General features: G+C 52.8%; 9 protein-coding genes. 5 read left to right on the forward strand and 4 right to left on the reverse strand.

Features of this window, described 5'->3' with window-relative positions; genetic code table 11:
- Positions 1-20 precede the first annotated feature (20 nt).
- The 4 genes from A0W33_RS03790 (at position 21) to A0W33_RS03805 (ending at position 4,351) form a co-directional block, all read left to right on the forward strand.
- Positions 21-2,462: a GAF domain-containing protein gene (locus tag A0W33_RS03790; RefSeq protein WP_068839910.1), complete on the forward strand. Its 2,442-nt coding sequence runs from the start codon at positions 21-23 to the stop codon at positions 2,460-2,462.
- Between the two features lie 262 nt (positions 2,463-2,724).
- A complete protein-coding gene (locus A0W33_RS03795) occupies positions 2,725-3,531 on the forward strand; it encodes a hypothetical protein (RefSeq protein WP_068836937.1) in 807 nt (268 codons plus the stop codon).
- A 139-nt stretch (positions 3,532-3,670) separates the two neighbouring features.
- Positions 3,671-3,892 (forward strand): CDGSH iron-sulfur domain-containing protein, encoded by a 222-nt coding sequence (locus A0W33_RS03800; protein ID WP_068839911.1) that lies wholly within the window; start codon positions 3,671-3,673, stop codon positions 3,890-3,892.
- Positions 3,893-3,901: 9 nt separating this feature from the next.
- Positions 3,902-4,351, forward strand: a complete 450-nt coding sequence (locus A0W33_RS03805) for a putative signal transducing protein (protein ID WP_068836938.1) — start codon at positions 3,902-3,904, stop codon at positions 4,349-4,351.
- A 53-nt stretch (positions 4,352-4,404) separates the two neighbouring features.
- Here A0W33_RS03805 and A0W33_RS03810 read toward each other — a convergent pair whose 3' ends face one another.
- The 3 genes from A0W33_RS03810 to A0W33_RS03820 all read right to left on the reverse strand — a co-directional run bounded on the left by A0W33_RS03810 (position 4,405) and on the right by A0W33_RS03820 (position 9,307).
- Positions 4,405-5,760 (reverse strand): RagB/SusD family nutrient uptake outer membrane protein, encoded by a 1,356-nt coding sequence (locus A0W33_RS03810; protein WP_068839912.1) that lies wholly within the window; start codon positions 5,758-5,760, stop codon positions 4,405-4,407.
- Positions 5,761-5,778: 18 nt separating this feature from the next.
- Entirely contained in the window at positions 5,779-8,745 is a 2,967-nt protein-coding gene (locus tag A0W33_RS03815; protein WP_068836939.1) for a SusC/RagA family TonB-linked outer membrane protein, read from the reverse strand.
- Between the two features lie 307 nt (positions 8,746-9,052).
- Complete coding sequence (locus A0W33_RS03820) at positions 9,053-9,307, reverse strand: acyl-CoA-binding protein (RefSeq protein ID WP_068836940.1); 255 nt, start codon at positions 9,305-9,307, stop codon at positions 9,053-9,055.
- 172 nt (positions 9,308-9,479) lie between these two features.
- Between A0W33_RS03820 and A0W33_RS03825 the strand changes: the two genes are divergently transcribed.
- Positions 9,480-11,690 carry a S9 family peptidase gene (locus A0W33_RS03825; RefSeq protein ID WP_068836941.1) on the forward strand — a complete coding sequence of 737 codons (2,211 nt, stop codon included), beginning with the start codon at positions 9,480-9,482 and terminating at the stop codon, positions 11,688-11,690.
- 87 nt (positions 11,691-11,777) lie between these two features.
- Here the strand turns inward: A0W33_RS03825 and A0W33_RS03830 are convergent, their stop codons facing one another.
- Complete coding sequence (locus A0W33_RS03830; RefSeq protein ID WP_068836942.1) at positions 11,778-12,776, reverse strand: quinone oxidoreductase family protein; 999 nt, start codon at positions 12,774-12,776, stop codon at positions 11,778-11,780.
- Between the last annotated feature and the right edge of the window lie 64 nt (positions 12,777-12,840).

Here is a 12,840-nt window from a genome sequence, read left to right on the forward strand (position 1 = left end):
CAGAGGCAACGTTTTTTATTATGAGCAAATACCAAAAAGGCAGCTTTCACGAAACAGTCGTGATGATGACGAGCAACGACGATGTCATCCTGAGTGTGAACGACTTCCCGTTCAATACCACACTTAGCCTGGCGCCGCTTATCTCCTACTGGGAAGACAAGGTGAAGAACGACCCGGGTTGTAATGCTGAGCGCATAAAGGAGCTGACAGAACTGCTGCGCAGTAAATCAGAGTTAATAGGACATATAGAAGACACCTCCATCATCGACAAGTACATTGACACGGTTGACTTGCTGATGGAAGATATTTTCCCGGTGGCGCTTTGGGAGAATGACCTGAAGGCCGTATCGGTGCCATTTAAGTTTGAGAGCTTCTACGCCTCCCCAAAACTGGAGGAGCTGCGCCTGGTGGATGGGGGCAACTATGCCAAAAAGCTGAACCTCGATCCCAAAACACTGTTGTTTCGCCTTACCCTGCAGGCGTACACCATCATACTTACCAAATTCTACAACGCCAATTTCAAGATCGACGAGCCTTTTGTGTTTGTAATCGAGGATAAGTTCACGGGGTTGGCACGCCATTACAAGGTAGATGTGGACCTGAAGTTTATGCAGGTGGAAGCAAGGGGCCCGATTAAGCCACTGACAGCACAGGAGATTAACTTTCTAATTAACCGCTACAACGACCTGGACCTGTGGATGCAGGTGCTGCCGCCCGATAACTTTGAGTTCAGCGGCTTTGCAATCTACGATTTCACGGACGTGACCATGGAGCAAACCATCTCGTCGCTGCGCTTCGATTTGCTCGACCGGGACTCTGTCAGCACCGACGAAGGCTTTCTGGACCTGCAGCAGAAGCTGCGTGTGCTCTTTGGCTTGCCTGGTATCCAGCTGGGCTTCGCCTCCTACCCTAACCTGCGTGAGTTCGACACCAGCTATGCCCGCCGCCTCTGGAACGGCCTTATACTTACACAGGAATGCAACCTGAAGATAGAGGACCTGAAGCAGTCTATCTACGAGCCGGTGATCCGGAAAGGGCACACCATTGTGGTGGAAGATTTGAACGCGCTGCCAAACCCAACCTGCATTGAGCAACAGCTGATGGATGCCGGGCTGCGGAACCTAATTATCGCCCCGCTGCAGTACGAGGGCAGAACCATTGGTCTGATGGAGCTAGCCTCCCCTATTCCTGGTGAGCTGAACGCTTTATCGACCATACGCCTGAAGGAAATCCTGCCGCTGTTCGCGCTGGCCATGAACCGCAGCCTCGACGAATTGCGCAGCAGAATCCAGAGCATCATCAAGGAAAAATATACAGCCATCCACCCGATTGTGGAATGGCGCTTCACGCAGGCGGCCATTAACCTGCTCGAGAAAATAGAGCACAACACCAGCTCGGAGATAGAGCCGATCGTGTTTCGAGATATTTACCCGCTGTACGGCTCTTCGGATGTACGCAGCTCGGCAACAGAGCGAAACAAGGCCATACAGGGCGATCTGCTCGACCAGTTGGTGCTGGCCAAGGAAGTGGTGCTGGCTGCCAAGGATAACCTGAAGCTAACGATACTGGATGAGCTGCTGTACCGCATCGACCAGTTCTCACAGAAAATATTGCAGGAACTGAGCTCCGGCGACGAAGCGGCCATACTTGATTTCCTGCGCAAGGACATCGAATCGCTCTTCGAACATTTTACGCGCAAGGCTCCTGCGGCTCAGCATGCCATTCAGGCGTACCAGTCGGCCATAAAAAACCAGTACAAGGCGGTGTACAACAAGCGCCGGGCCTACGAGGAAAGCCTGTACATGATAAACGAGACGATCTCCAGCTTTCTGGACCGGGAAGAGGAGAAAGCACAGCAGATTTTCCCGCATTACTTTGAGAAGTATAAAACCGATGGCCTGGAGTATAACATCTACATCGGCGCTTCGCTGCTGAGCAACGGCGACTTTGAGCCCATGTACCTCAGAAACATGCGCCTGTGGCAACTGATGCTCACCTGCGAAATTGGCCGCCGCATTAGCACCCTGCGCGCCAACCTGAAGCTGCCGCTGGAAATCACACAGCTGCTGCTGGTGCATTCCGAACCCATCTCGATACGCTACAGGCTCGATGAGAAGAAGTTTGACGTGGATGGCGCCAACAACATCCGGTACGAGATCATCAAGAAGCGAATAGACAAGGCCAACATTCGTTTTTCGGATGAGCGCCTGACACAGCCGGGCAAGATCGCCATTGTGTATACCCAGCAGAAGGAAGCCGAGGAATACGAGCGCTACCTGGACTTTTTGAGGTCGGAGGGGTATGTGCAGGGCGAGATTGAGCACCTGGACGTGGAGGATTTGCAAGGGGTGCAGGGACTGAAAGCCCTGCGTTTTGCCATCAGTTTAAAGAAGGAACTGCGCCACAATATCGACGCAGGCGACGAACTACTAAGTATCGCTCAGTCGGCGAGTTTGAATTGAAATCAGCCGCAGTTTAAATATATATAAACTTATATTTACGAAATAATTTAAACAATTTTCAGTTGCTGCCGTAGGCGACAATAAGCAGGTAAATCACTAACTTACAACATATTATCGAAAACAAAGGGAGAGTCATGTGGCTGTCCCTTTGTTTTTTATTTGCAACCAGTGCAATTATTTGAAATCAACCCGCGTTCTCCATGCAATTACCGATTAAAGGTTAGCCGGTAAAAAATGTTTCGTCAAATCAACTTTTAGCCAAATGAAACTGAGAAACAAATTTATGCCCGCCATGCTATTTTGTGGGGTGGTAGCACTTAGCTCATGCGACAAGCAAGAGCAGGACTCGATGGAGCCAGTACTGGAGCAGGGAGTAATCTCGCACATCCTTGTAGACTCTGCCGAAGTTACTTCCTACAAATTCGCGGGCAGACAACTCAGCCAAATCAATCACTACGATGTGAAGACTGGGGACCTGGAGACGTTCGACAAGTATGAGCGCGACGGAAAAGGCAGACTGCTGAAGAGCAGCATGCACGCGGGGAGCAACAGTGCCGTGCTTTCAGAGCAAACCTTCCATTACGACAACAGCGACAAACTTGTGAAGGCCGACATGAGCTACTACAACGGCAACAAAGTAGAATATGCTGCCTATGCCGCTTACGAGTACAATGCACAGGACAAGTTGGAGAAGAAAACAGTGTTTGAGGGCACTGATGGCGACAGCAAAGCCCAAGTAAAGTCAGTGACAGTGTATGAGGTGCTACCAAACGGCAATTACAGCCAGGAGAAGCAGTACGTGATAGACGACAACCAGGAGCCGAAGCTTTTCTCCACCACTACCTACTCCTACGACACCAGCCTGAACCCGTTCCATGAACTGGCAGAGCCCGGCACGGCCAGCAGCCCGAACAACCTGGTGGCTGCAACAACGGTAGTGCATAACAGCAAAAAGACCTACAAGTATAACTATGCGTATACCTACGATGAGCGTGGATACCCACTCACGCAATCAGTGGAGAAGCCAGACGGCAAGCGCCAGACGTACAGGTACCTGTACAGCAATTAGGCTTTCAAAAGACTATTAGAAAAGCGGCTCCGGGTGTTCCCCGGAGCCGCTTTTGCTTTGCTACTAAACAACCGCCACCCCGGCTTGCACTGTTAAATCAGCAGAAATGAGTATATTGGCTAAAAACAAGTATAAAACAATGGCAAAAACGAAGATAACAGTGCTGAGCAATGGCTCGCTGCGCGTGGATGGTGACTTTGAAGTAGTAGACAAGGACGGAAACAATTATGACCTGGGCGGCCGTACGCTGGTGTCTTTCTGCCGTTGCGGGCTGTCTGCCAACAAGCCCTTCTGCGACGGCTCGCACAAAGGACATTTTGAACACGTGGCAGAGGCCTTTGCGCTTCCGCCTAAAAAATAGCACCGAAGTATGGCAGAGCGCTTGGTCACTATAGCCACTTTTAACGAGGCCACCGAAGCCCACATCCTGAAGGGCCGCCTGGAATCTGAGGGTATTCTGTGCTTTTTGGGTGATGAGCATATTATCGGTGCGCAGCCGTTTTACTCTGCAGCGGTCGGAGGTGTAAAACTGCGGGTTACAGAGCAGGATGTGGAAGAGGCCAAGGCCATACTTTCCCGCATCCACCGCGGCGACAATCAGTTTGACTACGACACGATAGAGTTGGCACCGCCCATGCAGGAGCACACGGAGGAGATTACCTGCCCCCGCTGCGGCTCTGACAACGTGAACGAGGAGAAGTATAACAAAACGGTTTTCTCGCTCAGCTACCTGCTGCTAGGGTTCCCACTACCCTTCCTCAGCCGCAAATTCGCTTGCTACAACTGCGGCAACACCTGGAAAGGCAAAGGCAAGAAATAGAAAGGGGATCCCTCACAGGCTCCCCTTTCTACTTTTTGCTTAATCAGCTGCTTTTAAATGTTCTCAGCGAACGGTATCGGGAAATTCACCCATACATCGTCGCCAGCACGGTCTATCGGCAACTGGTCCAGGCGGTTGTAGCGGCGCAGGTCTACCCAACGGTGTCCTTCGAAGTATAGGGAATAGCGCCGTTGGTACAGCATCTCATCTATCAGTGCGGCCTGGGTTACAGGGCCTGTATAAGGCTGCAGCCCATGCCCCCTTCGGATAATGTTCAGCGCCCGTACGGCCTCGCCTAAATCACCCGTTTGGATGTTCGCTTCGGCATAAATAAGGATAAGCTCCTCGTTACGGATTATCGGCACCGGAGCGGTGTTGGTCTCGTACAGCGCCACGTCATACTGCCCGGTTAAACCACTTTGGGTAGCTGCCTGTTCGCGCCGCGATACTTTGGTGGCCCTGTCGTCGTTTGGGGCGATGTCGGCAATAAAGCTCGGATGGGCAATGCGTACTTCGCCTGCCGCGTTGGGGGCAAAGTACAGCGGGTTCAGCTGGTCTCCGGGAGAGGTGCTGAACACATAGTACACGCCACGGTCAAACGGTGCCGTCAGGTCGAAGAAAGAATCCTCCAGCAGGCTAAGCGCCTCTGTAAAGTTCCCGCGGTAAATGGCCACACGGGCAGCAAGCGCGCGGTTAAACTTTAAAAAGCCAGCAGGCTCGTCAAAGAACTCATTCTCGCCCGAGGCAGTGCTGTTGCCGGAAAAGCCTGCCAGCGGAAACGGAAACGACTCACCGGCCTGCGCAATATGCGCGGCCGCCTCATCAAACAGCTCTGAGATAGCTGCAAGCGCAGTGGCTTTGTCCACGATTGGCCCCAGATTGTCCGGGTCCTCCACATCCAGCCGTATGCCGTTTTCATTCATCATGGTCAGGTTCAGCAAAAGCTGGTAAGCCTTGATGGTTTTGGCAAACCCAAGATACGCCTGCCGCTGCTCCTCGGTGATGAGTTCTGTATTATTTACAGCCTCTATGAGCAGGTTTGTGTTTTTCACCACGCGGTAGCGGGTAGACCAGGGTGTGGTGGTGTAAAAGGTGTTGTTATCCAGCGTGGCATTTACCGCCCCCAGCAAATCAGAGGTGAAGCGCGGATCGGCACCTGAGAAGCGGTAATGCTCCCGCCCGATCACGCCCACGTTGTCGTAGTAGGTACCCAGGCCGTTGCGCATGCCCGATACCGTGCCCACCACCAGGTTGTTCAGGTCATCTACGGTGGCATTCTGCAGCAACGACTCCACAGTAGGGTTGTTTGGGTCCGGAATATCATCCAGCTCACAGGCCGGCAAAACCATGGCCATGGCCAGCATGGCCACCAGCGGCTTATACTTTAGTTGTTTTATATATCTTTTCATGATGCTCATACTTTAGAATTAAAACCCTATCGAGAAGTGGAAGAAATAGCGTTTGGACGAAGGGAACGGCGTTACATCCACTCCTGTAGAAAGCCCGTTTCCACCGAAGTTCGATACTTCCGGGTCATAGCCTTCGTAATCAGTAAAGGTTAGAATGTTGTTTGCCGATGCCCCGATCTTCACCTGGCGCACAAAGCCTCCAAAAGCGTTTTCCAGTAAGGGCGCCGGTAGCGTGTAGTACACGCCTATCTCGCGCAAGCGTAGGTAAGAGGCGTCCTGCACAAACGGCTCCGCCGATACTCCAAGCTGGCTTACCCGCTCTGCTGCATTCGAGATACCGTCACCATCGTTATCGTCGTCATAGTCGAAGGATGTGCCGCCGAGGTCGGTCAGCAGCTGAGTCAGGTTTATGTTCTGGCCACCTTTTTTCCAGTGCAGCAGGAAAGAGAAGGTCAGGTTCTGGCGCACGGTAAGGAAATTGTGGAAGTTCATCTGGAAATCCGGAGCGGCATCGCCCAGTTTCACCACGCCCTCTTCACCTTTTATACCCACAATCTGCGTGGCCGAAGCGCCCTCTTCTATAAAGAAAGTACCCAGCGTGTTACCAAAGGCTCCCAGCGGGAAGGCAGGCACATTCAGCTTCGTGATCTCCGACTCGTTCGTCCAATAGCTCAGCTTAGAGTCCCACTTAAAGTTGGGCGTCTCCACCGGAACAGTGCTCAGCGAAAGCTCCACACCACGGTTTTGCAGCTCACCAGCGTTTACCACCTGCGTGGTGAATCCGGAAGCAGGCGGTGTGTTTCGAATCAGAATAAGGTCAGATACGGTTTTGATGTAGTAGGTAGCTTCGAAGAGCACCCTGTTTTCCATGAAACCGATGTCAAAGCCGGCTTCAAACTCCTTCTGCCGCTCCTGCTGTATTTGCTGGTTACCCCGCTGCGTTGTTACCAGCAAACCCGGGTCGCCGCCGATGTTGGACGCAATCAGGGAAGTAAACTTGGCCCCGAACGGCGGGAATCCCCCTGCCTCCCCGTAAGCCGCACGCAGCTTCACCATGTTGAAGTTCTCATCACTCCAAAGGTTAAAGTTGGTCAGGTTCAGGGCTAGGGAGAGTTTTGGGAAGGCGTTAAACTCATTCACATCAGCGTTGTTCGATGATTTATCGAGGCGCAGGCCGGCGGTTGCGATGATACGGTCGCGCCAGTTTACTTCTTCCTGCATAAACAGGCCTTTGTTACGCACAATTAGCTGGGTCTGCTCTACTTCCACGGCACCGGCCTGGTCCAGGTTGTCCTGGGTGCCGATCAGTTGGGTGGCCACATTAAGCGTCAGGTCCTGGTTAAAGTTCTCGCGCGTAACCCCTAAGGTGGTGGTAAAGAAGAGCGTATTGTCTGCCAGGTTCAGGTTATTTACCAGGAAAGCAGCGTAATTGGTGTTCAGGTTATAGTTGTTGCCCTGAATAGAGGCACCACCCGTACCGTTGCCGTTAGACTGGAACTGGAGCAGTCTCGGGAACAAGGCCCGGGTGCGCAGGTTGTAAAAGTCAAGCCCTGCCCTGATCACGAGTTTTGTGTTGCTGGTGGCACTTTCCTGCAGATACGAATTCAGAGTCATGCCACCCAAAAAGCGATCAGTAAGCTCTTCATTCGTCATCAGGTCGCGCGTCTGCAGGAAGTTAGAGGCTCCGTACGGGTTGTTTGGGTACAGCCCGCTTTCATTCGGGAACAGGTCCACAAAGCTTGGCGTAGAGGACAGCGCCACCCCAAAGGATACACCCGCGTTATCGTTGTTCGTTAAACCGCGCCGTGCGGTGGAGTTTATGTAGTTAGAGCTCAGGCTAAAATCAAAGCGCTCCGAGATAGTATGGTCGAGGTTAAAGCGTAGTGATTTTTTTTCGTAGCCGGTATTTTTCACGATGCCTTCCTCGTCCTGTATCAGGCCGCCCACAAAAAAGCGGGTTTTCTCGCTTCCCCCGCTTACGTTCAGGCGTGTGCTGTAGAGCATGCCGGTATTTCCATAAAGCTCTTCCTCATAGTCTATCAGGCGGCCAGCGTCGCGCGCAGCTATAAACAACGGAACAGACTGCTCCCCAAACGAAGCCCGCACGCGCTCCTCGTTCAGATCGCGCATGCCCAGCAGGTTCGCCGCCTTGGCGAAACCGATGTCCTGCGAAAAATCAATCAATGTCTTGCCTGCCGCGCCACGCTTGGTGGTGATGATTACCACACCCGCCGAGGCCAGTGAGCCGTAAATAGCGGCCGCTGAGGCACCCTTCAGAATCTCTATACTCTCAATATCATCCGGGTTCAGGTCAGCAATACGGTTTGAGGCGTTGTCCTGCGTAGAAGTGCTGCCCCCACCGCTTGCCGATGTCACTGCATTTAATCCCGAAGAGATGGAGGAGTTGTCCATGATGATCCCGTCCACCACGTACAGGGGCTGGGAGTTACCGAAAATAGAGGTAATGCCTCGTAGCTTCATGGAAATACCGCCGCCCGGCGCACCGGAGTTCGACACCACGCTTGCCCCCACCAGTTTACCGCTAATGGCGGCATCCATGGTCTGGGGTGTGGTGATACCAGATATTTCCCTGGTGTTGATCGTAGAGACAGCGTTTGCCGCGTTCGCCCGCTTCACCGTGGTGGCAAGGCCGGTTACCACTACCTCGTTCAGGTTCGTTACCCGCTCCTTCAATTGCACCTCCAGCTCAGTTACGGCCGGCGTGATATTGAAGGTCTGTGGCATGTAGCCGAGAAAGGAAAAGGTGAGCTTACCGCTTGCAGTAGGCAGCGTGATTGTGTAGTTGCCGTTTGCATCGGTGTTAGTGCCCACCGTAGTGCCGGGCACCACCACACTAACGCCCGGAAGTGCCCTGCCGGATCCGAAATCGGTAACGGTGCCCCGTACTGTTGTTTGCCCGAACAGGGCAAGTGGCACCATAAAAAGCAGCAACATAAGCAGCTTTAGGGGGTAATGTCTTTTCATAGAATTAAATTTTTAGGTGATAGAAAGGAAAAGAACTGACAAAGCAGTTTAACTACACCTCCGGCATTACCAGAGTATAGCATAAGATATGTATAAACTTTCTAATATTGCATTAACGTTACAACATACTTACACTGCCCTTACTCCTGCAACACATCACCATACTATTCTAACTATCAATATATAGCACCCGCACGAGCTCCTTACCTTCGTAAAACATGCCATAACACAGCATATAATATTTCCAACAAAAAAAAAGCCGCAACCAATGCTGGCTGCGGCTTCGCAAGTATAGGCAAAGGCGGGGTTAGCTCGCCAGCTCGTTTACGTACTGCACATACTCCTCGCGCGCCTGCTCCTGGCTCTTGCCCTGCTGATTTTTCCAGGCGTCCCACTTGGCGATGTTCTTAAAATCAAACCCGCCCGGGCGCTCAGTATTCACATCGCCCTCCGAGGCTTGCTTGTACAGCCCGTAAAGCTTCAGGAGCACATCGTTGCTGGGGCGCTCCGTCAATGTTTTGGACTTTGCCACTGCACTTTCAAATTCTTCTTGTGTTGCCATAGTTTCTGCTCTTCTTATTTATGATGATGATATTTCAAGGTATAAAAAATAGCGCTGCATGCATAACTTTTGTTCTTTTTGTTTGCGCTCCAAATTTCTTACATTTATAAGTCTGCTGTCGCTGAGGCTGCAGTTTTCCTAATCAAAACAGACTAGAAAAGAGCTAATCACTATGAAAAACCTCAAACCAAAAGCTGCCACCTCGGCCACGCTGCTGTCAGCCTGCCTGTTGGTGGGTGCTGGCTGCTCCTCCAGCAATACCGGAGGCAGTACCGCCACGGCAACTGCCACTACCGAGCAGGCCGCCACCGCCACTCCTGCCACCACACAGCTTCCGCAGCCGCCTGTGGCCAAGAAAGTACCGAAAGAGCTTACCACACACGGTGACACGCGCATTGACAACTACTACTGGATGAACCAGCGCGAGGACCCGGAAGTGATTTCCTACCTGAGTGCCGAAAACACCTATACCGACAAAATGCTGGCGCACACCAAAGACCTGCAGCAGCAACTGTTCGATGAAATTGTGGGCCGCATCAAGCAAAACGATGCCTCTGTCCCGTTTAAAGACGATGGCTACTGGTACTACACCCGCTACGAGGAAGGGAAGGAATACCCGATCTACGCCCGCAAGAAAGGCACCATGGAAGCCGCCGAGGAAATCATGCTGAATGCAAACGAACGTGCCGAGGGCCAAAGCTACTACTCAGCCGCCGGCATTAACGTGAGCCCAAACAACCAGCTGCTGGCTTTTGGCGAGGATACCGTGAGCCGCCGCAAGTATACGCTGCGCTTCAAAAACCTGCAGACCGGAAAGCTGCTGCCGGATGAGATTCCGAACACAACCGGCAGTGCGGTCTGGGCTAACGATAACAAGACGGTGTACTACACCATGAAGGACCCTGCTTTGCGCTCCTTCAAGATATTTAAGCACACCCTCGGCACACCCACCAGCCAGGACAAGGAAGTATACCACGAGGCGGACGAGACCTTCAATACCTTTGTTTACAAAACCAAGAGCGAGGACTACATCATCATCGGCTCTGGCAGCACGCTTTCGAACGAGTACCGCTACCTGGATGCCAACAAGCCCAACGGCGAGTTTAAGGTGATTCAGCCCCGGGAGCGCGGCCTGGAGTACAGCGTGGACCACTTCGGAAACAATTTCTACATCGTTACCAACAAGGACGGCGCAAAAAACTTTAAGCTGGTGCAGACGCCCGTGAGCAAGCCGGGCAAGGCCAACTGGAAAGAGGTGATTCCGCACCGCGAGGATGTGCTGTTGGAGGGCATCGAGATTTTCAAGGATTACCTGACGCTGCAGGAGCGCAAGAACGGCCTCACCCAAATCCGGGTGAAGAGCTGGAAGGATTCGAAAACGGATTATTACATTGATTTTGGCGAAGAGGCTTACACGGCCTATATCGGCAACAACCCCGACTTCGACAGTAACAAACTGCGCTACGGCTATACATCGCTCACCACTCCCTACTCTACCTACGACTACAACATGAAGACAAAGGAGCAGGAGTTGCTGAAGCGAGACGAGGTGGTGGGCGATTTCGACCCGGCAAACTATGAGGCCAAGCGCGTATACGCCACCGCCGACGACGGCACGAAAATCCCGGTGTCGCTGGTGTACCGCAAAGGAACAGTACTGAACGGCCAGAACCCGACGCTGTTGTACGCTTATGGCTCCTATGGCTCCAGCACCAACCCTGGCTTCAGTTCTGTGCGCCTAAGCCTTTTGGACCGCGGCTTTGTTTACGCCATCGCTCACATCAGGGGCGGACAGGAAATGGGCCGCCAGTGGTATGAAGACGGCAAGCTACTGAAGAAGAAGAACACGTTTACCGACTTTATTGATGCCGCCGAGTACCTGATTGAGCAGAATTACACGAACCCCGACAAACTGTTTGCCCAGGGCGGCAGCGCCGGTGGTTTGCTGATGGGTGCCGTAGTGAACATGCGCCCAGACCTGTTTGAAGGGGTGCTGGCCGCCGTGCCGTTTGTGGATGTGGTAACGACTATGCTCGACACCAGCATTCCGCTGACAACGGGCGAGTTTGACGAGTGGGGCAACCCTGCTGAAAAGCAATATTACGATTACATGCTGTCTTACTCGCCTTACGACCAGGTAGAGGCCAAGGAGTATCCGAACATGCTGGTTACTACCGGCCTGCACGACTCGCAGGTACAGTACTGGGAACCGGCCAAATGGGTAGCCAAGCTTCGTGACATGAAGACAGATGACAATATGTTGCTGCTGCACACCAACATGGAAGCTGGCCACGGTGGCGCCTCCGGTCGCTTTCAGCGTTATAAGGAAACCGCCCTGCAGTACGCCTTCCTGCTGAACCTGCTGGAGCAGCAGAATCAGTAAATCATAAGTATAGACCAAGTATAAAAGCAGAAAGGCGGGCCAAATGGTCCGCCTTTCTGCTTTTATACCTGGGTAGTGGCACCGGATTTACTTCACCTGCAGCACAATCTTGCCAAACTGCTTTCCTTCTTCCATATAGCGCATGGCCTGCTCGGCCTCCTCCAGCGGAAACGTCACATCCACCACCGGCTTTATCTGCTTCTCCTCCACCAGTTTCAGCATGTCAGCGAAGTCCTGTGCGGTACCCATGGTGCTTCCGTAGATGGAGAGCTGCTTCCAGAAAAGCTCGGCCGGATTGATCTGCCCGACCATGCCCGTGGTGCCGCCATACATGCTTAACCGCCCGCCCGGCTTTGCCAGTTTCACCAGTTGCACAAAGCCCTCGCCGCCGGCGCTGTCAATAATCACATCAAAGCCACCAGCCTGGCTTTTCAACTCTTTGCCCCAGTTTTCCTGCTTGTAGTTAACACCTCCCGCTGCACCTAGTTCTTTGGCCACCTGAATCTTTTCTTCTGATCCGGAGGTTACCCATACTTCAGCACCGGCCGCGAGAGCAAACTGTATTGCAAACAAAGCCACGCCACCGCCTGCACCTGTTACCAGCACTTTTTCGCCGGGCTGCAGCTCACACTTTGTGAACAGGGCGCGGTAGGCGGTAACACCTGCCAAGGGCAGGGCCGCCGCCTCTTCGAAGCTCATGTGCTGCGGCTTGCGGTGCAGGTTGTCGGCAGGCACTTTCACGTATTCGGCGAAGGCACCCTGCTCGGGCATACCCAATATGGTATACTTGGCCGCGTGCACGCGCGGATTGTCGCCCCAATTGCTCCCGGGATCAACCAGCACTTCTTGGTTTATCCAGGAGGCATCCACGCCCTCCCCCACTTCCGTTACCACACCGGCGCAGTCTGAGCCAAGTATGGCCGGGTATTCCTTTAAAAAGTATTTGCCCTTTTGTATCCATACATCGCGGCGGTTCAGGGCAGCGGCCTTCACCTGTACCACCACCTCACCGGGTCCGGCGGCTGGCTTATCAGTATCTATCAGTGTAAATGGCTGGTCAATGTCCTCTAAGTATACGGCTTTCATCGGTCTGCTTTTTTAGGGGTGATACGTTCTTGTATAGACAAAGATAGTATTTACGGCCAAAGTG

It is taken from the genome of Pontibacter akesuensis (assembly GCF_001611675.1).
Classification (GTDB): domain Bacteria; phylum Bacteroidota; class Bacteroidia; order Cytophagales; family Hymenobacteraceae; genus Pontibacter; species Pontibacter akesuensis.

Coding starts and splice junctions, on each gene's coding strand:
- A0W33_RS03790 (WP_068839910.1), top strand. CDS start 21: ATGAGCAAATACCAAAAAGGCAGCTTTCACGAAACAGTCGTGATGATG.
- A0W33_RS03795 (WP_068836937.1), top strand. CDS start 2,725: ATGAAACTGAGAAACAAATTTATGCCCGCCATGCTATTTTGTGGGGTG.
- A0W33_RS03800 (WP_068839911.1), top strand. CDS start 3,671: ATGGCAAAAACGAAGATAACAGTGCTGAGCAATGGCTCGCTGCGCGTG.
- A0W33_RS03805 (WP_068836938.1), top strand. CDS start 3,902: ATGGCAGAGCGCTTGGTCACTATAGCCACTTTTAACGAGGCCACCGAA.
- A0W33_RS03810 (WP_068839912.1), bottom strand. CDS start 5,760: ATGAAAAGATATATAAAACAACTAAAGTATAAGCCGCTGGTGGCCATG.
- A0W33_RS03815 (WP_068836939.1), bottom strand. CDS start 8,745: ATGAAAAGACATTACCCCCTAAAGCTGCTTATGTTGCTGCTTTTTATG.
- A0W33_RS03820 (WP_068836940.1), bottom strand. CDS start 9,307: ATGGCAACACAAGAAGAATTTGAAAGTGCAGTGGCAAAGTCCAAAACA.
- A0W33_RS03825 (WP_068836941.1), top strand. CDS start 9,480: ATGAAAAACCTCAAACCAAAAGCTGCCACCTCGGCCACGCTGCTGTCA.
- A0W33_RS03830 (WP_068836942.1), bottom strand. CDS start 12,776: ATGAAAGCCGTATACTTAGAGGACATTGACCAGCCATTTACACTGATA.